Here is a 19,676-nt window from a genome sequence, read left to right as displayed (position 1 = left end):
ATCCCCGGCCAGCAGCTCCCGGACAGCAGCCCCGGAGCCCGGCAACTCCGCAGCCCCGAGCGGTGATGCGCATCATGTGCTCGTGATGTTCCACGGTACGGAGCGAGTTGCCGCGGGGCACGAGCCGAACCGGGTGATCCCCGCTCCCGGCCGCCGCCGCACGTCCCCGACCTCGGCGCCGAACCGGGGCGCGGTTCCGCCGGCCCGCGGCTGCGCGCCAGGGGGCCTCCCGAACGGCCCCGGGGCGGCCGCCGGCGGGCGCGGAACGCGAAAAGGGGCCACCCGCCGTGCGGGTGGCCCCTCGTCGTGCTGTGGAGGTGCCGGGATTCGAACCCGGGTCCTTCGCAGCCTCACCGAGACTTCTCCGTGCGCAGTCCGCTACGCCTCTACTCGGCTCCACCGGTCACGCGGACGAGCCGGTGTGACGAGCCCAGTCGCTGTGCGGTGTCCCACGAGGCCCCGCGACCAGGCCACGTGGTGAGCCTCCTCGCTGATGCCGGATTTCGGGACGGAGGCTTACCCGATCCGACAGAGTCGCTCCTCGCTCAGGCGGCGAGGGCGAACTCGCGCTGACTCTTGTTGTCGGCGCTTATTAGTTGACGGCGACGCTTCACGGTGGTCTCCCGCCTGCACCGGCACGCTTCCCTCGGATCAACCTACGAAGTCGAAACCAGTCACCCCCTCATCGCCCGTTCGCGCGGGCACGCTGTTCGAGCTGCACCCCCAGCATAACGCCCGCAGGCGCGCCGATCATTCCCGGTGCACCTGATTCATTCCACCGGAGTGCGCGATCGGCCCCACCGCGCTCAGCGGCGCCCCTTCCGGGCCAGGCCGATGGCGCGCTGCATCTCCCGCTCGGCATCGCGCTTGGCCATGTCGCGGCGCTTGTCGTGCTTCTGCTTGCCGCGGGCGAGCGCCAGCTCGACCTTGGCCTTGCCATCCGAGAAGTACAACGACAGCGGCACCAGGCTCATTCCGCTCTCCTGGACCCTGCCCAGCAGCTTGGCGATCTCCTCGCCGTGCAGCAGCAGCTTGCGGGAGCGCCGCGGCTCGTGGTTGGTCCAGGTGCCCTCGGTGTACTCCGGGATGTGCACGTGCCGCAGCCACACCTCGCCGCCGTCGACGGTGGCGAACCCGTCCACCAGGGACGCCTTGCCCTGGCGCAGGCTCTTCACCTCGGTGCCGGTCAGCACGATCCCGGCCTCGTAGGTGTCCACCACGGACCAGTCGTGCCGCGCGCGCCGGTTCTGCGCGATCAGCTTGCGACCGCTCTCCTTGCCCATGCCGACCAGCCTACAGCCGGACGTACAGGCGCAGCGTCACATATCCGGTGACCGCCGAGATGCCCGCGGCCACCAGCAGCAGGACCGGTGCGACCACGGCGATGTCGCCCATGCCGATCGGTGGGACGACCCCGGAGGAGGCGATCGGCGCGATCACGCCGTCCAGGAAGCTGAACTTCGCGACCACGAGCCCGCCGACCGCGAGCAGCGCGCCGATCAACCCGGACACGACCGCTTCCAGCAGGAACGGCAGTTGCGTGTACCAGCGGCTCGCGCCCACCAGGCGCATGATGCCGGTTTCCGTCCTCCGGGTGAACGCGGAGAGCTGGATCGTGTTGGAGATCAGCAGCAGGGCCGCCAGGGCCTGCACCAGCGCCACCGAGAACGTGGCGTTGCGCACTCCGTTGAGCATGTCGAACAGGCGGTTGAGGTACTCGGCCTGGTCGGTGACCGTGTCGACGCCGGGGCGCCCGGTGAACTGCTGCACCAGCGCCTGCGAACGCGACTCGTCCGAGAGCTTCACGCGCAGCGAGGCCGGCAGCGCCTCCTTGCGGACCACGTCGCGCAGCTCGGGCTGCGACTCGAAGACCCGGTTGAAGTTCTGGAAGGCCTCGTCCCGGTTCTCGTAGTCCACCGACTCCACCCCGGGCAGCTGCTGCAGCTCCGAGCGGAGGCCCGAGCACGGCTGCTGCCCGCAGGAGGGGTCGTTGGCGCTGACGTCGTCGGTCATGAACACGACGACCTCGACCCGGTCCTGGTAGGTGGCCTGCATCTTGTCGATCATGCGCACGACGAGCAGACCACCGCCGAGCAGGCCCACCGAGATCGCGGTCGTCAGGATCATGGCGATGGTCATCGTCACGTTCCGGCGCAGGCCGTTGACGACCTCGCTGAGTACGAAGCTTGCGCGCATCTGAGCTTCCTGGCTGGGTTCGGGGGTTCGGGGTGGGCGGGGAGTTACCGACCCGCGCCGTAGACACCGCGGGCGTCGTCCCGGATCACCCGGCCGAGACTGAGCTCGACGACGCGGCGGCGCATCGAGTCGACGATCGAGTGGTCGTGCGTGGCCATCAGGACCGTGGTACCGGTGCGGTTGATGCGCTCCAGCAGCAGCATGATGTCCTGACTGGTGTCCGGGTCGAGGTTCCCGGTCGGCTCGTCGCACATCAGCACCAGCGGCCGGTTCACGAACGCGCGGGCGATCGCGACCCGCTGCTGCTCACCGCCGGAGAGCTCGTGCGGCATCCGGTCGGCGTTGCCGTCCAACCCGACCAGCTGCAGCACCTCGGGGACGACGCGCCGGATGGTGTGCCGCGGCTTGCCGATGACCTCGAGCGCGAACGCCACGTTCTCGGCGACGGTCTTGTTGTTCAGCAGCCGGAAGTCCTGGAACACGCAGCCGACGCGCTGACGCAGCCGGGGGACGCGCCGCCGCGGCAGCTTGGCCACGTTCCAGTCACCCACGAGGACCCGGCCCTGGGACGGCACTTCCTCGCGCAGCAGCAGCCGCAGGGCCGTCGACTTCCCCGACCCCGACGGGCCGATGAGGAACACGAACTCGCCCTTGTCGACATGCATCGAAACGTCGTCGAGGGCGGGCCTGGACGACGTCTTGTACGTCTTGGACACGTGCTCGAGGCGGATCACGCCAGCGGAGTCTAGTCACGGGCCGTGCCCGCTCCGCCGCCCGGCCCAGGATGAGCGGCTCACCAGTGGTTTCGCCGCAAGTGCGACACGCCGCGCATCCGGGTGACCACGCAGGAGAGGCACCACGTAACGGAGTGATCACACCGCGGCGCGTGCGGCTGCGCGAGCGCCGCGCACCACGCGGCAGCGCGCAGCAGTGCGCTGTGCGCAGCAATTCGCGCGGAACGCCGGGGCGATCACGCCGCGGGCGGTTCGCCGGGAAGACCCGAATCCGCTCGCGGCGCGGCGCTGCCGCCGGGGGCGAACCCCGCGGCCGCCGCCAGCGGAGGCGGGGCGGGCCACGCCGCGGCGCGGGGTCAGGCCGCTTCCTGCTCCTGCTGGCGGCGCCAGCGGATGCCCGCTTCGAGCAGCCCGTCGATCTCCCCCTCCAGCACGGCCTCCGGGTTGCCCACCTCGTAGTTCGTGCGCAGGTCCTTGACCATCTGGTACGGGTGCAGCACGTAGGAGCGCATCTGGTTGCCCCAGCTGGAACCGGAGCCCTTCAGCGCGTCCAGCTCGGCCTGCTCCTCCTCGCGCTTGCGCGCCAGCAGCTTGGCCTGCAGCACGCGCATCGCCGCTTCCCGGTTCTGCAGCTGCGACTTCTCGTTCTGGCAGGACACGACGATGCCGCTCGGCAGGTGGGTCAGGCGCACCGCCGAGTCGGTGGTGTTGACGCTCTGCCCGCCGGGCCCCGAGGAGCGGAAGACGTCCATCCGCAGGTCCTTCTCGTTGACCTCGACGTGGTCGGTCTCCTCCACGACGGGCAGCACCTCGACACCGGCGAAGGAGGTCTGCCGGCGGCCCTGGTTGTCGAACGGCGAGATGCGCACCAGCCGGTGGGTGCCCTGCTCGACCGACAGCGTCCCGTAGGCGTAGGGCGCGTTCACCCGGAAGGTCGCCGACTTGACCCCGGCCTCCTCGGCGTAGGAGGTGTCGTAGATCTGCGTGGGGTATTCGTGGCGCTCGGCCCAGCGCAGGTACATGCGCATGAGCATCTCGGCGAAGTCGGCCGCGTCCACGCCGCCGGCCTCCGCGCGGACGGTGACCATGGCCTCGCGCTCGTCGTACTCGCCGGAGAGCAGCGTGCGGACCTCGAGGGCCTCGAGGTCCTCCTTCAGCTGCGCCCGCTCCTGCTCGGCCCGCTGCAGCTCGGCGGTGTCGCCCTCGTCCTCGCCGAGCTCGTAGAGGACCTGCAGGTCCTCCAGGCGCTGCCGGAGCGCGGTGACCCTCCGCAGGTCGCCCTGCCGGTACACGAGCTGGCTGTTGACCCGCTGGGCGTACTCGATGTCGTCCCAGAGGTCGGGCTTGGCCGCTTCGGCCTCCAGCTCGGAGATCTTCGCGCGCAACGACTCCACGTCCAGCACGCTCTCGATGCTCTCCAGCGTGTTGGACAGTTCCTTGAGTTCAGCGGCGACGTCGGAGTTCACAGTTCCAGCGTACTGGACGGGCGCGGCTCACCGACATGCGGACGCGCCCCGCCGCGGGCGGCGACGAGGCGCGCGAGTTCGTGCGGGCCCCGGGAGGGCGTCCGCACCCGCGGAGCTCACCCGACGGGGTTCACCCGACGGGGCTCATCCGGTGGGGCCCACCCGGCTGGGCTCGCCCGGGGCCAGCCCGGCCGGACCATCCCGCGGGAGCCGCCCGGCAGGTCTCACCCGGCGGGGCTCACCGGCGTGGTTCATCCGTTGGAGTGAAAACAGGCCGCTCCGGCCGTGGCGCCCCGCGACCGGGGCGCCACGGCACCGCACGACTCCGAGGGCCTCAGTCCGGGATGGCGTCGATGAGCTTGATGAGCGCCCGGTTGTAGGCCACGGTGAAGTCCGCCGCCGCCTTCTCGTACGGGTCGCTCACGGCCTTCGCCGCGGCCTTGGACTCGTCGAGTTTCTCCTGGTATTGCACGCGCGCCGAGGACTTGAGGTTGGCCCGCTGCTTCGGAGTCAGCGATCCGGAGTAGACCAACCGCAGGATCAGCGGGCTGCGCACGTTGTCCGGTCCCGGCTCGGTGTTCAACCAGGACTTGAACGCGCGCTTGCCGGCCGCGGTGATCACGTACTGCTGGCTCGACCGCGGCCCCTGCTTGCCCAGCCGCAGGTAGCCGGCATCGGTCAACGCGGGCAGCTCGCGGTACACCTGGCTGCGCGTCACGCTGAAGAAACCGCCGAAGCGCTCGGTGGCGGCGGCAACGAGCTCACCACCGGTCTTCGGCCCGTCGTGCAGTAGCCCCAGAAGGGCGGCGGATGTCGCATTCAGCTCGCTCACACCCTCACGGTGCCACGCCCGAGCCTTGCTGTCCACAATGGTCCTGGTATCTGTCCACAGTGGTTGCAGCGGACTGGTCCAAGTGGACGAACGGTTGCGCCGGTCGCGCGTTCCGGAGGGGCGTCGCACGCGAGCGCGGAGCACGATCGTGCGCGGCGCGCACGCTGCGCAGTCATCCGCCCCTCCCGACTCCCCTGAACGGGCGGTTCCCGGCCCCGACACGGTTCCCAGCGGCCACCGGGTCTGTCCAACCGGGCCCCGCGAGGAGCACCCTGCGGGCACGGCGACCTGCGGGCGAACGGAACGGGAGGTCGGCCATGCACGGGCGTTGGAACCGCACCAGGGTCATCCGCGGCCGCACGCGGGCCGCGAGCCGCCTCGGCGAGCACGGTGCCGCGGCACCGCCGCAGCACGCGCACGACCCGTGCGTGGTGTGCGGGCGCCTCCTCCCCGACCTCGGGGCCGCGCAGGCGGGGGAACGCGTGTGCTCGGCCGAGTGCGCCCGGGCCTGGGCCGCGCGGCGCTGATCCCGCGGGAGCGCACCGGCCCGTCCGCCCCTCCGGCGTCGGGCGGATCGGATCCGGCCCGCCCGGCGCACGCCGCCGCACGCCCCGGGCACGAAGAACCGGGAGGGGCGTTGCCCCTCCCGGTCACCAGTAGCGGGGGCAGGATTCGAACCTGCGACCTCTGGGTTATGAGCCCAGCGAGCTACCGAGCTGCTCCACCCCGCGCCGTATGCGGACTGTCCGTCCTTGTGCTGACCACTCTACACCCGCTCCGGGCGGCCCTCGCACGGGGGTCCCCGCGCCGCAGCCGGCGGAATCCCACGTGCCCCGGCCGGGCCCGGAGCGGCCCGGGCGCCCCGCTGCGGAAGACGAAAAATCGGGAGGGGTGCGCGACCCCTCCCGATCCAGTAGCGGGGGCAGGATTCGAACCTGCGACCTCTGGGTTATGAGCCCAGCGAGCTACCGAGCTGCTCCACCCCGCGCCGCCACGGCTGCGATGTCCGCGAAACCACCCCGGTCAACACCGCATCGATCCAGTGCATTCCCGATCCGCTCCGCGGGAGCGCCGTGTTCCGTTGTGCGCACAGCTTAGCAACCGCCGCTGCTGGGCCCGCACAGGGGGTGCGCACGGGCGGATTTCACCCGAACGGGGCGGTGGGCACTTCGCGGGAAGCGCCCACCGCCCAACCGGAAAGGCCAGGTCAGCCGCCCTGCGCCTGCTTGTACCTCTCGATCGCGGCGCCCAGCTCCTGGTAGGCGGTGCCGATCTCGCCGTAGTTGCCGGACGACTGGGCGCTGCGCAGGTGCTCCAGCGCCGCGTTGATCTCCTCGACCGCCTGCGCGGTCTCCTGGTCCGCCTGCGGCTGCTGGCCGTCCTGCGGAGGCCGCTGCTGCTGGCCGTCCTCCTGGCCCTGGCCGGTCTCGGTGCCGCTGGCGGCGCCCGCGCCGAAGACCTGCTCCAGCGCTCCGTCCAGGGTTTCGTGGAACCCGACGCGGCCGCCGAAGGAGACCAGCACCCGCGCCAGCTGCGGGTACGACTCCTCCTCGTTGCGCTGGATGTAGATCGGCTCGACGTAGAGCAGACCACCCGCCACCGGCAGCGTCAGCAGGTTGCCGAAGATCGCCGAGACGTTCGGGTTGTTGAACAACGTCCGGTTCTCGGTGACCTCCGGGGTGGACTCCATCTGGTTCTGCACCTGGTTGGGGCCCGGCGTCTGCGTGTTCGTCGGCAGCCGCAGCACGTTGATCTCACCGTAGTTCTGCGGGTCCGAGGAGGCCGACATCCACGCCGCCAGGTTCTGCCGCCGCAGCTGCGTCACCGGGCTCATCAGCTGGAACGTCGGCTGCTCCTGGCCGCGCGTCTGGGCCACCACGTAGTACGGCGGCTGCGGGCCGGACTCGCCCTCGCCCTTCTTCGTCGGATCCGGCGGGACCTCCCAGAACGTCTGGGTCGCGTAGAACTTCCCCGGGTCGTCGACGTGGTACTTCGTGAGGATCTCCCGCTGCGTCTTGAACAGGTCCTCCGGGTACCGAAAGTGCTTCCGCAGCTCGGGGCTGATCTCGCTGGCCGGCTTGATCAGCCCCGGGAAGACGCCCTTCCACGCCTTGAGCACGGGGTCCTGCTGGTCCGTGGTGTAGAGGTCCACCGAACCGTCGTAGGCGTCGACGGTGGCCTTCACCGAGTTGCGGATGTAGTTGACCTGCTCGTTCGGCTGGCCCGCGACACCGCTGCCCGTCTGCGTGTCCTGGGTGGCCTGGCCGAACTCCGTGCGCTGCGAGTACGGGTAGTTGTTCAGCGTCGTGTAGCCGTCGACGATCCACTTGATCCGCCCGTTGACCACGGCCGGGTACGGGTCGCCGTCCAGCTTGAGGAACGGCGCCACCTTCTGCACGCGGTCGCGCGGGTTGCGCTCGTAGAGGATCTTCGAGTTCGACCCGATGGCCTGGTTGAACAGGATGTTGCGCTCGCCGTGCTGGGCGGCGAACACGAGCCGCTTGAACGGGTTGTCCAGCGGCACACCGCCCTCGCCCGTGTAGGTGTAGCGCTGGGTGTCGGTGTCGTACTCCCGCGGCGGATCGCCCGGGTCACCGCCGGTGATCGCGTAGTCGCCGCGGTTGCCGACGAGCTCGCCGTAGTAGATCCGCGGCTGCTCCACCGGGATCTTGCCCTGGCCGTTGTTGGCCACGTCGCTGATGGAGAAGACCGGGTAGCCGCCCTCGGAGCCGCCTTCCTGCAGCGTCGTGTTGACCCGGTCGGCCGGCGCGGCCACGAGCCCGTTGCCGTGGGTGTAGACCATGTGGCGGTTGATCCACGTGCGCTGGTTCGCCGCCAGGCCCTGGGTGTCGATCTCGCGCAGCCCGACCAGGTAGTCCTGCAGCTCGCCCTGGTCGTTGCGGTAGCGGACCACGTCGAGCTTCTCGGTGAAGCCGTAGAAGTTGTACTGCTGCGTGAGCTGCGTGAACGTCGGCTCCAGCACGGCCGGGTCGAGCAGCCGGATGTTCGGGATCGTGCCCTTGTCCTGCGCGACCTCCTGCGGCTGCAGCTGCGTCCGCCCCGGGTAGTCCTTGAAGTTCACGTGCTCGTCGTCGACCCGGTAGGCGTCCTTGGTCGCCGCCAGGTTGCGCTCGATCGACTGCGCCTCGCGCTGGTTCGCGTTCGGGCGCACCGAGAACTGCTCCATCAGCGCCGGCCAGATCGCCCCGAGGACCACGCTGGACAGCACCAGCAGCACCGTGGCCAGCGCGGGGATCTGCAGGTTCCGCAGGAAGACCACGGCGAAGAACGCCACCGCGCAGAACAGCGCGATGAACATGAGGATGAGCTTCGCCGGCAGCACCGCGTGCAGGTCGGTGTAACTGGCACCGGTGAACAGGTCGTTGCGCGAGGACAGCAGCAGGTCGTAGCGGGCCAGGAAGTAGTCGACGGCCTTGAGCAGCACGAAGATGCCGGCCCAGATCGCCAGCTGCACCCGCGCGGCCACGGAGAACTGCCCCGAGCGCCCGGCGAGCCGGATGCCGCCGAAGACGTAGTGCGTCACCAGCGCGGCGAAGAACGCCAGCGCCACGGCGACGAACGCCCACGTCAGCACCATCCGCCAGAACGGCAGCTCGAACGTGTAGAAGCTGATGTCGTTGCCGAACTCGGGGTCGGTCTTGCCGAACGGCACGCTGTTGAAGAACAGCTGCGCGACCTGCCACTGGGCCTGCGCCGCGAGACCGCTGAAGACCGCCACCAGGACCGGAATGCCCAGCCCGAACAGGCGGGAGCGCTCGGTGAGGACGGTGCGGTACCGCGCCAGCGGGTCGTCCGGGCCGCTCGCGGGCACGAACACCGGCCGGCTGCGGTAGGCCAACCACAGCGACAGCAGCACGACGGCGCCGAGGAGCACCGCCACGCTCAGCCCCAGCCCGAGCCTGGTCAGCAGCTGGGTGGTCATGACCTGGCGGTAGCCGATCTCGCCGAACCACAACCAGTTCACATACGTCCCGAGCAGCCGTGATCCGGCGATCAGGGCGACGAGCACCACGCCGCCGAGGATCAGCAGGATCCGGGCTCGCCTGGACAACTTGGGCATCCCTGCCGGGGGCCGCATGGCCACAGCGCACGCTCCTGGTCACGATCGTCGGGCCCGGGCGGCGGAACGATCCGCCCTCGTGAGTTTTCACTCTACGATGCGGGAGAAGCACGCGCGGAAGCCCCTTCACGAACTGGACGTACTGGGCAGCCCGTGCGATTCATCCCCCGGCCCGGTGACCTCCGGGGCAGTCGTGTGCTCAGCCGGTGAGCGTCTCGTGCAGCGCGCGCAGCAGGTTCGGCGCCAGCGAGGCGTCCTGGACCACCTCGCCGTCCGCGGGGGCCTCCTGCTGGTCCCCCCGGGCCTCCTCGGCCTCCGGCTCCTGCGGGCGCAGCCGCAGCACGCACGTCTCCGACTGGTCGCGGAGCACCGCGGCCACCAGACGCGCCTCGTGCCGCTCGGGGTGCTCGGCGGCGGCCTGCCGGGCGGCCTCGTCCTCACCGGGCAGCTCCGCCTCGGCCTCCGGCGGCAGGACGACGATCTCCTGCACGACGGCGCACCCCGCCACCTGCTCGGGCCAGACGATGCGCGACAGCGCCTCGCCGAGGTCCTCGCTCGGCAGCGACTCCTGGGCGATCGGCGTGAGCGCGGCCTCGGGGTCCAGCTGGTCGGCCAGCCCCGGTTCGGCCGAGAGCAGCTGCCCGGTGGGCACCAGGGCGAACAGCTGCACCGGCTGGTTCCAGCCGTGGGCGTGCACGAACTCTTCGATCTCGCGGGTGGCCGCGGGCAACGCCGCCGCCACGTCCTCGGGGATCTGCGCGGACATGACCCCATAGTCCCCGGCGGTCGGCGGAGCGCCGCACCGGGTCCGGCGGAGCGGTCCGCGAACCCGCCGGGGATGCCCTCAGCAGGTCCGGGGCTGCTTTCCCGCGCGCACGGCGTCGAGGGCGCGGACCGCGTCGTCGAGCGTGCCGACCTTGGCCAGCTGCATCCCCTCGGGGGCCTGCGCGGCCGCTTCGGAGCAGTTGCCCGCCGGCACGAGGAAGGTCGTGGCACCCGCCTCGCGCGCCTTGGTCATCTTGAACCGGATCCCGCCGATCGGCCCGACCTCGCCGGCCGGGGTGATCTCCCCGGTGCCGGCGACGAACTCGCCGCCGGCCAGCTGGCCCGGCGTGAGCTTGTCGATGATCGCCAGCGAGAACATCAGCCCGGCCGAGGGGCCGCCGACGTCGGCCAGGCTGATGTCCACCGCGAAGTCGACGTCGGCCTGCTTCTGCGCCTGCACGCCGAGGAAGCCCTGCCGGTTCTGCCCGTCCTGGCCGTGCGGCCGCTCGGCCAGCCGGACCGTGGCGTTGCGCTCCGGCTGCCCCTCGCGCTGGTAGCGGATGTCGACCCGGTCGCCGGGGTTGGTGTCGCTGAGCGCCTCGTGCAGCGACCGCGCGTTGCGCACCGGGTCGCCGTCGGCGCGGAGGATCGCGTCGCCGGGTTTCAGCACGCCCTCGGCGGGGCTGCCGCCGACGACCTGGCCGACGACCACCTCGGTGGGGTAGCCGAGGTAGCCCAGCGCGGCGGTTTCGGCGGTGGTGCGCGAGGCGTTGAACGCCGCGGTGTTCTCCTTCTCGACCTCGCGCTCGCTCTTGCCCGGCGGGAAGTACACCTCGCGCGGGGTCAGCGCGTAGCGCCCGCTCGCCCACATGCTCAGCGCGCTGAACAGGGACAACCGGTCCGTGACGGAGACGGTGGTCATGTTCAGGTGCCCCTCGGTGGGGTAGGTGCGCTCGCCCTTGATCCGGATCACCGGCGCGTCCCCGTCGGTGCCGAGCGTGTCGTAGGTGGGGCCGGGCCCCAACGCCACGTACGGCACCGGAGCGACCGCACCGAGCAGCCCGAACACGATGACCAGTCCGACGCTGAGCACCAGCGTCCACGTGCGGCGACTCACGAGCGGCCAGGATACGTGTTCGCTCTGCGCGATGCCGCAACCGCCCGGTGCGGTCGCCGCGCCCGTCCCGATCGCCCGGCCTGCCCGGATTCCCGCGGGTCAGGCGGCCGCTCCGCCGGAAAGGCCCTGCGCTGCGGGGCGCGCGGAGCCCGCCTGCCTGTTCTGTGCACCGAGTCCGGCCGCGTACCGTGGGGACTATGAGCAACTTGCCGTTCGGGTTCAACCCGCAGGATCCCGACGACCCGGACCAGCCCAACGAGCCCGGCCGAGGCGGGTCCTCGGAGGGCGGCGGGGACTCCGGCGACTCCTCGGGCTTCGGCTTCTCCGGCATGCCCGGTCCCGGCGGCATGCCCAACTTCGACATCGGCCAGCTCGGCCAGATGCTGACCCAGCTCGGGCAGGCGATGAGCCAGTCCGGCAGCAGCAGCTCGTCCGGGCCGGTCAACTACGACATGGCCAAGCAGCTGGCGGTGCAGCAGCTGCAGAACACCGGGCGCACCGAACGCCCGAAGCAGGAGCAGGTCAAGGCGGTCGAGGACGCGGTGCACCTGGCCGAGCTGTGGCTCGACCCGAACACCGCCCTGCCCGCGGGGGTCCGCGCGGTGCGCACCTGGTCGTCGGTGGACTGGGTGGAGAACACCCTGCCCACGTGGCGCCAGCTGTGCGACCCGGTCGCGCAGCGCATGTCCAACGCCTGGCTGGAGGCGCTGCCGGAGGAGGCCAAGCAGGCCGCGGGACCGCTGCTGTCCATGCTCGGCCAGATGGGCGGCATGACCTTCGGCACGCAGCTCGGCAACGGGCTCGCCCAGCTCGGCGGCGAGGTGCTCACCTCCACCGACGTGGGCCTGCCGCTGGGGCCGAGCGGAACGGCAGCGCTGCTGCCGGCGAACATCGAGCGCTTCGTCGAGGGGCTCGACCGCGATGCCGGCGAGGCGACCGTGTTCCTGGCCGCGCGGGAGGCCGCGCACCACCGGCTGTTCGGGCACGTGCCGTGGCTGGGGCAACGGCTGCTGTCCACGGTCGAGGAGTTCGCCCGCGGCATCCACATCGACACCTCCTCGCTGGAGGACATGGCCAGCAAGATCGACCCGTCGGACCCGAGCTCGATGCAGGAGATGATGAACTCCGGCATGCTCGAGCCGCAGAACACGCCGGAGCAGCAGGCGGCGCTGAGCCGGTTGGAGACGCTGCTGGCGCTGGTCGAGGGCTGGGTCGACGTGGTCGTGGCCGACGCGCTCGCCGACCGCCTGCCCGGTGCGGAGGCGCTCGGCGAGATGGTGCGGCGGCGCCGCGCCACCGGCGGTCCGGCCGAGCAGACCTTCGCCACGCTCATCGGGCTGGAGCTGCGGCCGCGGCGGATGCGCGACGCGGCGAACCTGTGGCGGATCATGACCGAGCGGCACGGCACCGCCGGTCGCGACCAGGTCTGGGACCACCCGGACCTGCTGCCGACCGCCGAGGACCTGGACGAGCCGCTGGACTTCGCCGACCGGTGGGGCCGCTCCGGCGACCTGGACGACCCGATCGCGGCGATCAAGCGCGCCGAGGAGCGCGAGTCCGCCGCGAAGGAGTCCGAGGAGCCCGGCGGGTCCGGGAGCTCCGACGGCGGCGGGTCCGGGGGCGGATCCGAGCGCGGTGACGACTCCGCCGGGGACTCCGAGGACGAGGGCGGTTCGGACCGCAGCTGACGCGGCCCGGTCCCGCGGCCTCCGCGGCAGCGGTGACCGGCCGCAGCGGCCGGTCAGTCGTCGTTGTCCGCGTCGCCGCCGAGCTCGAGGTGCGCGGCAGCGGAGATCCCCTCCAGGTAGCCGATGGCCCGGTCGGTCTTCTCGTAGCGCCGCACCCAAGCCCAGAAGTCCGCCCCGTGGCCGGGCACGAGCAGGTGCGCCAGTTCGTGCACGAGCACGTAGTCCAGCACCCAGGCGGGCACTTCGCGCAGGCGCCGGCTCACGCGGATCGACCGGTCGGCGGGGGTGCACGAGGCCCAGCGGGTGCGCATCGGGGGCACCCAGCGCGCGACGTCCGGACGGGCCCGCCCGTCCAGGTACGTGCGGGACAGCTCGCGGCAGCGGCGCAGCAGTTCCCCGTCGGACTCGCGCGCCGGCGAGCGCCGGCGCGTCTCGCTGCGCTCGAGCCGGCTGAGCATGTCCGCGACCCATCGTTCTTCTTCCGCAGCGCTCATGCGAGCCGGGAGCAGCACCACGACCGTGTCGCCGTCGCGGTAGGCGCTCACGCTCTTCTTGCGGCGAGCACTGCGGCGTACCTCCACCCGCGGTTCAGCCACGCCACGAGAGCTTAGTCGGTGCCGCCACCGGCGGTAGGCCCCTGTGATCCGTACCGCACCCGGCGATCCCCGGTGATCACGGATCACTGCTCCGTTCGGACGAACACGCGGTGCTGCAGATGCATGCACACCGGGGGCGCCGCCTGTACCTTCCTGAGCAACACGCCGCCCCGCGCGGGACGCCCGCGCGGAGCGGACCGATGCCGGAGACGAAGGAGGGCGGCCCCGTGGCCGAGACGTACAACGGCTACTGCGTCAAGTGCCGTGAGAAGCGGGACTTCAGCGGCGAGGTCGAGGAAACCAACGGACGCCGCATGGCCAAGGGCACCTGCCCTGTCTGCGGCACGAAGATGACGCGAATTCTCGGCAAATCGTCCTGAGAGGGGCCCGGCGCGGCAGCACCGGAACGATCGACGGGCCCACACCGCGGCGTGCAGCCTCTAGCATGGCGTCGGGATGCCCGCATCCGCATCCCTGTTCGTCCTGGAGGTTCCCGCCGCACCCGAGGAGAACCCGTGTCCGACATTCCCCGCCGCGCGGCACGCCGGACCGCCAAGCTCGCCGGCCTCCCCCTCGGGGTGGCCGGCCGCTGGGCGACAGGGTGGGGGAAGCGGCTGACCGGGTACGACGCCGAGGAGGTCAGCAACGAGGTCTCCGCCAAGACCGCGGAGCAGCTGTTCGCGGTGCTCGGGCAGCTCAAGGGCGGTGCGATGAAGTTCGGCCAGGCCCTGAGCGTGTTCGAGGCGGCCGTGCCGGAGGACCTCGCCGGGCCGTACCGGGAGGCGCTCAACCGGCTGCAGTCGGACGCGCCGCCGATGTCGGCGGCCGGTGTGCACCGGGTGCTCGACGAGCAGCTCGGCACGGCCTGGCGCCAGCGGTTCGCCGAGTTCGACGACACCCCGGCGGCCTCGGCCAGCATCGGGCAGGTGCACCGGGCCACCTGGCACGACGGCCGCACCGTGGCGGTGAAGGTCCAGTACCCGGGTGCCGGTGAGGCGCTGCGGTCCGACCTGCGGCAGCTGTCCCGGTTCTCCCGCCTGTTCCAGTCGCTGGCGCCGGGGGCCGAGGTGAAGCCGCTGCTGGCGGAGCTGCAGGAACGCATGGTCGAGGAGCTCGACTACCGCGCGGAGGCGGACTACCAGCGGGCGTTCGCGGCCGCTTTCGACGGCGATCCCGCGGTGCACGTGCCGCGGGTGGTGGCCAGCTCCCCGCGGGTGCTCGTGTCGGAGTGGGTGGACGGCCGCCCGTTCGGCGAGCTGATCACCTCCGGCGAGCGCGCCGAACGCGACCGGGCGGGGGTGGCGCTGGCCGGGTTCCACTTCTCCGCGCCCGCGCGGGTGGGACTGCTGCACGGGGACCCGCACCCGGGCAACTTCCGGCTGCTGCCCGACGGCCGGCTCGCGGTGATCGACTTCGGCGCGGTGGCCAACCTGCCGCGCGGCCTGCCGGACACGCTCGGCCGGATGATGCGGCTGTCGCTGCAGGAGCGCTCGGACGAGCTGCTGGAGCTGCTGCGCGCCGAGCGGTTCGTGCCGCCGGAGCAGGACATCACCGCCGCGGACGTGCACGCCTACCTCAACCCGTTCACCGAGCCGGCGCGCACGGAGACGTTCCACTTCACCCGCGCGTGGCTGCAGCGGCAGGCCGAGCGGGTGGGCGACCTGCGCAGCCCGGACTTCCACACCGGTCGCCTGCTCAACCTGCCGCCGGACTACCTGGTGATCCACCGGGTGACCCTGGGCACCACGGGCATCCTGTGCCAGCTCGACGCGGAGGTGCCCGCCCGGGAGATCATGAACCGCTGGCTGCCCGGGTTCACCGCCGACGAGCAGCCGCAGGGTGCGTGAGCATCACCTCCGGAGAGGTGGTCTGCTGGGCGGCCGCTGAAGCGCGTGGCCGAGTTGCTCGGGAGGCACGACGTCCAGTACGTACCGATGGTCACCGCGGGGACGGCTTGATCGGAGCGTTCGATCCCCGCTGTCTCATTCCGGCACGGCAGCTCCCGAACGCTCTCCACCGCACCCCAACAACGCAACCGGGCCACCGCAGGTTCTCAGGTGCGGCCCGTGCGAGGAAGGCTCGACGTTGTGCAGGTGGCTACTCGATGTCGAGCACCCCGGGCATGGGCCGTGCCTGAGGTTCCGCTGCGGAAAGCCCGCACGCAGACCGATCCGAAGTCTTCTCAGGAACGGTGCCGAGGATGACGGAGTGCGCGGCGAGGTAGTACAGGTCCTCCCGGTTGCCGGCGTAGTGCGGGTCGTCCGGGTCGAGCAGCCGCTCCAGCACCGCGGCGTCCTCGGCTCCGACGCGTTCCGCGGCGTGCCGCTGCAGGTGCGCGAGCCGGCCGAGCACGGCGCCGCGGACGTTCTCGTCGAGCGGGGCCGGCCGGTCGACGAGGTAGCTCCAGGTTTCCACGTCCTGCAGACCGGCCTCGCGCATGGCGCTGCCCCACCCGACGGGCAGGCGCACCGCGCCTTCCATCTCGGCGCGCATGCGACGGAACCACTCGTCGTCGGTGGCGGTCAGCCGCTCCTCCAGGCCGGGTTCGCCGAGGCCCACGTCCCACGGCAGCACGCGGGGCGGCAGCCCGGTTTCGACGATGGCCACCCGCCCGCCGGGACGGGCCAGCCCGGCCAGCCGCCGCAGCCCGGCCACCTGGTCGGGCAGGTGGTGCACGGCGAACGCGGCGTGCACCAGGTCGACCTGCTCCCCGACCGCCTCGGCGAGTTCCGGCCCGGCCGCGTCGGCGCGCACACCGCGCACTTCCACGTCGGCGCTGACGGAGCACCGCGCGCGGCGGGTGGCCTCGGCCAGCAGCTGCGGCGCCGAGTCCACGACGACGACCCCCGCACCGCCCGGATCGCGCCGCCCCAGCTCCGCGGCGAAGGCCGCGGCCGTCCCGCCGGCCCCCGCGCCGATCTCGACGACCCGGCGGTCCTCGGCGCGCAGCAGCGAGGCCACCAGCTGCCGCGTTTCCGGTGCGACGAGCTCGTCGACCTGCCGCAGGTCCGCCAGCCGCGCGTCCCAGTCGATGTTGTCGTGCGAGTGCGCGTGTTCGACCATGCACAGCACTGTACGCGGGGGAACCGGGCCGTCGCCGCGATCACCGCCGGGCCCGCCGCGCCGCACCGGCCGGCTCCCCCGACCGGCTGGTGCGGCGCGGTTCACGCGGCGCGCGCGTCCCGGCCGCGCGGTTGCGGGGCGGCGGCCTCCTCGGGGGCGGGGTGCTTCCGCGGCCGGCCGCGGGGCCGTTTGCGCTGGATCACCGCGCCCTGGTCGAGGATCTCGCCTCCCCACACGCCCCAGGGCTCGCCGCGGGCGAGCGCCCCGGCCAGGCATTCGGCCTTGATCGGGCACTCGGCGCACAGCGTCTTGGCCTTCTCCAACTCGCGCGGGGTCTCCGCGAACCACAGGTCCGGGTCGGCGCGGCAGGGCAACCGCAGCGCCCGGCCGCGGTCGGCGACCGCAGGCCGCCCACCCCCAGCGGCTCCGTCCGGCCCGGCTCCGTCCGGGCCGGGCGGGGTTTCCGCGGAGGTGGGTGCTCCTCCCCCCTCCGTCGAGTTCTCCGCCACGCGGGTCCGTTGTCGGACACTCGCGGTAGCCATGCGATGACCTCCTGCTGTTCTCGTGAACGCTGTCGTGCTGCGGGAACTGGTCCTGGTGATCGCCGCGCGGCGGCCCCTGAGCGCACGAAAAAGGCCGCGGACCCGGCTGGCGGGTCCGCGGCCTGAGCTGCGCGTGCGGAGTTAGCTCAGTGAACGCGTGCGGCGTTCAGCGGCGGACCGGCGCCGGGTGGGAAACCAGCCGATGACGCGGGCGCGGTCGAAGAACGGATACGGGCGCACCGCGCGGAACGGCGCGTCGAACGCGACGAGGCCGGCCGGCGTTCCGATCGCGTCGATCAGCATGGTCGCCACCTCCGGCAGTGCGTTCGGGCCGCGTCGAGCCCCTCTCGACGGGCGTGCGGTGCCGGCCTCGCGGCATCCGCTGCTCGCGCACTCTACGAGCCGCCGCTGCGAGCTCGCAACGAATTTTTGACCTGCGAGTTCAGCGACACACGACCGGGGCTGCGGCTAGTTCTGCTCACCGCGCACGAGTGCGAGCACGTCGGAACCGAACTTCTCCAGCTTGCTCGCCCCGATGCCGGAGATCCCCACGAGCCCGCTCTCGTCGGCGGGCCGCTGCTCGGCGATCGCGATGAGCGTGGCGTCGGTGAACACCACGTAGGCCGGCACGCTGAGCTGCTTGGCCCGCTGGCTGCGCCACGACTTCAACCGGCCCAGCAGTTCCTCGTCCACGTCGGAGGGGCAGTCGGCGCAGCGGCCGATCTTGATGTGCAGCGTCTCGGTGAGCTTCTGCCCGCACAGGCGGCACCGCGCGGTCTTGCCCTTCGACTTCGCCGCGTCGGCCTGCTGGGCGTCCGAGCGGGCCTTCGCGGGCAGCGCGGCAGGGTGCCGGTCCGGGATGAGCCCGTGCAGGAACCGGCTGCGGCGCCGGTTGCGCCGGCCGCCGGCCTGCCGCGCCAGCGACCAGGACAGCCGCAGGTGCTGCCGGGCGCGGGTGACGCCCACGTACAGCAGCCGCCGCTCCTCCTCGACGGCCGCGGTGGTGTCGGCCCGCTGGATCGGCAGCGTGCCGTCGACGCAGCCGACGAGGAACACCGCGTCCCATTCGAGGCCCTTGGCCGCGTGCAGCGAGGCCAGGGTGACGCCTTCCACGGTCGGCGGGTGCTGCGCCTCGGCGCGCGCGTCGAGCTCCCGCACGTAGCGGCCCAGGTCGGCGTCGGGTTCGGTCCGCGCGAGCTCCTCGGCGAGCTCGACGAGCGCGTTGAGCGACTCCCAGCGCTCGCGCGCCGATCCGCCCGCGGGGGCTTGCGCGGTCAGGCCGAGCTCGGCCAGCGCGGCGCGGACCTGCTCGGGCAGCGGGGTCGGCTCGGCGCGGGCGACCGCGGTGCGCAGCGCGGCCATGGCCTTCCGGACCTCGTCGCGGGCGAAGAACCGCTCCCCGCCGCGCACCTGGTACGGGATCTCCGCCTCGGACAGCGCCTTCTCGTAGACCTCCGACTGGGCGTTGACGCGGAACAGCACGGCGATCTCGGACAGCGGCACGCCCCGGCCGACGAGCTTGGCGATCTCGCGGGCGACGGACTCGGCCTCCGCGGGTTCGTCGTCGTGCTCGCTGAAGTCCGGCCGCGGGCCGTCGGGGCGCTGGCCGACGAGCTGCAGCCGCGCCCCGGCGGGTCGTTCCCGCGCGGCGCCGATGACCTGGTTGGCCAGCTCCACGATCTGCGGGGTGGAACGGTAGTCGCGCTCCAGCTTGATCACCGCGGCCTCGGCGAAGCGGCGGGAGAACCCGATGAGCCACTTGGGCGTGGCCCCGGCGAAGGAGTAGATGGTCTGGTTGGCGTCGCCGACGACGGTCAGGTCGTCGCGACCGCCGAGCCACGCGTCGAGCACGCGCTGCTGCAGCGGGTTCACGTCCTGGTACTCGTCGACGACGAACGAGCGGTACTGGGCGCGGAACTGCTCGGCCACCGCCTGTTCGTCCTCCAGGATCGCGGCGATGTGCAGCAGCAGGTCCTCGAAGTCGAGCACCTCGGCGCGGTTCTTCGCCTCCTCGTAGGCGGTGAACAGCTGGGCCAGCTGGCCGGGCGGGATGCTCGTCTCCCGGCCGGCGCGGGTGGCGGCCGCCTCGTACTGCTCGGGGCCGACGAGGCTGGACTTGGCCCACTCGACCTCCGAGGCGAAGTCGCGCACGTCCTCCTTCTCGGTGGACGCGCCGATGCGGTTGGCCGCCTGCACCACCAGTCGGAACTTGTTATCCACCAACGTCCACAGCGGCGTGTCGTGCACGCGGGGCCAGAAGTAGCGCAGCTGGCGGAACGCCGCCGCGTGGAAGGTCTGCGCCTGCACCCCGGGGGCGCCGAGGGCGCGCAGCCGGGTGCGCATCTCCCCGGCGGCGCGGGCGGTGAAGGTCACCGCCAGCACGTGCTGCGGCACGACGAGGCCGCGCTGCACGAGGTGCGCGATGCGGTGCGTGATCGTGCGGGTCTTGCCGGTCCCCGCGCCGGCCAGCACGCACACGGGTCCGCGCGGGGCCAGCACCGCCTGCCGCTGCTCCGGATCGAGCCCTTCCAGCAGTCGCGGTTGATCGGCCATGCGGCCGATCCTCGCAGACCCGCGCCCGCACGCGGGCGCGCAC

At 72.1% G+C, this 19,676-nt stretch carries 17 protein-coding genes, 2 tRNA genes and 1 other RNA gene; 4 read left to right on the top strand and 16 right to left on the bottom strand.

Annotated elements, in window-relative coordinates; translation table 11 throughout:
* Window positions 1-309 precede the first annotated feature (309 nt).
* From ssrA to ACVGV0_RS04030, 6 genes are all read right to left on the bottom strand, one after another.
* Window positions 310-682: a transfer-messenger RNA gene (gene ssrA, locus ACVGV0_RS04055) on the bottom strand.
* Between the two features lie 124 nt (window positions 683-806).
* Entirely contained in the window at window positions 807-1,283 is a 477-nt protein-coding gene (gene smpB, locus ACVGV0_RS04050; protein ID WP_459158511.1) for an SsrA-binding protein SmpB, read from the bottom strand.
* A 10-nt stretch (window positions 1,284-1,293) separates the two neighbouring features.
* Complete coding sequence (gene ftsX / locus ACVGV0_RS04045; RefSeq protein ID WP_459158510.1) at window positions 1,294-2,196, bottom strand: permease-like cell division protein FtsX; 903 nt, start codon at window positions 2,194-2,196, stop codon at window positions 1,294-1,296.
* Window positions 2,197-2,240: 44 nt separating this feature from the next.
* A complete protein-coding gene (gene ftsE / locus ACVGV0_RS04040; protein WP_459158509.1) occupies window positions 2,241-2,930 on the bottom strand; it encodes a cell division ATP-binding protein FtsE in 690 nt (229 codons plus the stop codon).
* 356 nt (window positions 2,931-3,286) lie between these two features.
* Complete coding sequence (prfB, locus tag ACVGV0_RS04035) at window positions 3,287-4,396, bottom strand: peptide chain release factor 2 (RefSeq protein WP_459158508.1); 1,110 nt, start codon at window positions 4,394-4,396, stop codon at window positions 3,287-3,289.
* 334 nt (window positions 4,397-4,730) lie between these two features.
* Window positions 4,731-5,228 (bottom strand): PadR family transcriptional regulator, encoded by a 498-nt coding sequence (locus tag ACVGV0_RS04030; RefSeq protein WP_459158507.1) that lies wholly within the window; start codon window positions 5,226-5,228, stop codon window positions 4,731-4,733.
* 317 nt (window positions 5,229-5,545) lie between these two features.
* Here ACVGV0_RS04030 and ACVGV0_RS04025 point away from each other — a divergent pair, with 317 nt between their 5' ends.
* Entirely contained in the window at window positions 5,546-5,755 is a 210-nt protein-coding gene (locus ACVGV0_RS04025; protein WP_459158506.1) for a hypothetical protein, read from the top strand.
* A gap of 130 nt (window positions 5,756-5,885) precedes the next feature.
* Here ACVGV0_RS04025 and ACVGV0_RS04020 read toward each other — a convergent pair.
* The 5 genes from ACVGV0_RS04020 to ACVGV0_RS04000 form a co-directional block, all read right to left on the bottom strand.
* Window positions 5,886-5,959: transfer RNA gene (locus tag ACVGV0_RS04020), tRNA-Met, on the bottom strand.
* A gap of 183 nt (window positions 5,960-6,142) precedes the next feature.
* Window positions 6,143-6,216, bottom strand: a tRNA-Met gene (locus ACVGV0_RS04015).
* Between the two features lie 219 nt (window positions 6,217-6,435).
* Window positions 6,436-9,327: a UPF0182 family protein gene (locus tag ACVGV0_RS04010; RefSeq protein WP_459159918.1), complete on the bottom strand. Its 2,892-nt coding sequence runs from the start codon at window positions 9,325-9,327 to the stop codon at window positions 6,436-6,438.
* A gap of 181 nt (window positions 9,328-9,508) precedes the next feature.
* A complete protein-coding gene (locus tag ACVGV0_RS04005) occupies window positions 9,509-10,075 on the bottom strand; it encodes a PPA1309 family protein (RefSeq protein ID WP_459158505.1) in 567 nt (188 codons plus the stop codon).
* A 78-nt stretch (window positions 10,076-10,153) separates the two neighbouring features.
* Window positions 10,154-11,191, bottom strand: coding sequence for a YlbL family protein (locus ACVGV0_RS04000; RefSeq protein WP_459158504.1), 1,038 nt, complete (start codon window positions 11,189-11,191; stop codon window positions 10,154-10,156).
* A 197-nt stretch (window positions 11,192-11,388) separates the two neighbouring features.
* Here ACVGV0_RS04000 and ACVGV0_RS03995 point away from each other — a divergent pair, with 197 nt between their 5' ends.
* Window positions 11,389-12,879, top strand: coding sequence for a zinc-dependent metalloprotease (locus ACVGV0_RS03995; RefSeq protein WP_459158503.1), 1,491 nt, complete (start codon window positions 11,389-11,391; stop codon window positions 12,877-12,879).
* Between the two features lie 53 nt (window positions 12,880-12,932).
* Here the strand turns inward: ACVGV0_RS03995 and ACVGV0_RS03990 are convergent, their stop codons facing one another.
* Window positions 12,933-13,475 carry a SprT-like domain-containing protein gene (locus ACVGV0_RS03990; protein WP_459158502.1) on the bottom strand — a complete coding sequence of 181 codons (543 nt, stop codon included), beginning with the start codon at window positions 13,473-13,475 and terminating at the stop codon, window positions 12,933-12,935.
* Window positions 13,476-13,702: 227 nt separating this feature from the next.
* On the opposite strand from ACVGV0_RS03990, the gene ACVGV0_RS03985 reads away from it, so the two are divergent.
* Window positions 13,703-13,855 carry a DUF5679 domain-containing protein gene (locus tag ACVGV0_RS03985; RefSeq protein ID WP_459158501.1) on the top strand — a complete coding sequence of 51 codons (153 nt, stop codon included), beginning with the start codon at window positions 13,703-13,705 and terminating at the stop codon, window positions 13,853-13,855.
* Between the two features lie 135 nt (window positions 13,856-13,990).
* Complete coding sequence (locus ACVGV0_RS03980) at window positions 13,991-15,322, top strand: ABC1 kinase family protein (RefSeq protein WP_459158500.1); 1,332 nt, start codon at window positions 13,991-13,993, stop codon at window positions 15,320-15,322.
* 250 nt (window positions 15,323-15,572) lie between these two features.
* Here the strand turns inward: ACVGV0_RS03980 and ACVGV0_RS03975 are convergent, their stop codons facing one another.
* The 4 genes from ACVGV0_RS03975 to ACVGV0_RS03960 all read right to left on the bottom strand — a co-directional run bounded on the left by ACVGV0_RS03975 (window position 15,573) and on the right by ACVGV0_RS03960 (window position 19,633).
* Complete coding sequence (locus ACVGV0_RS03975) at window positions 15,573-16,538, bottom strand: class I SAM-dependent methyltransferase (protein WP_459158499.1); 966 nt, start codon at window positions 16,536-16,538, stop codon at window positions 15,573-15,575.
* Between the two features lie 101 nt (window positions 16,539-16,639).
* A complete protein-coding gene (locus ACVGV0_RS03970) occupies window positions 16,640-17,080 on the bottom strand; it encodes a WhiB family transcriptional regulator (RefSeq protein ID WP_459158498.1) in 441 nt (146 codons plus the stop codon).
* Window positions 17,081-17,221: 141 nt separating this feature from the next.
* Window positions 17,222-17,383 carry a hypothetical protein gene (locus ACVGV0_RS03965; protein WP_459158497.1) on the bottom strand — a complete coding sequence of 54 codons (162 nt, stop codon included), beginning with the start codon at window positions 17,381-17,383 and terminating at the stop codon, window positions 17,222-17,224.
* A 165-nt stretch (window positions 17,384-17,548) separates the two neighbouring features.
* Window positions 17,549-19,633 (bottom strand): ATP-dependent DNA helicase UvrD2, encoded by a 2,085-nt coding sequence (locus ACVGV0_RS03960; RefSeq protein ID WP_459158496.1) that lies wholly within the window; start codon window positions 19,631-19,633, stop codon window positions 17,549-17,551.
* Window positions 19,634-19,676: the final 43 nt, after the last annotated feature.

Source organism: Salinifilum ghardaiensis (genome assembly GCF_054491345.1).
This window is presented reverse-complemented; position numbering and strand designations above follow the sequence as displayed.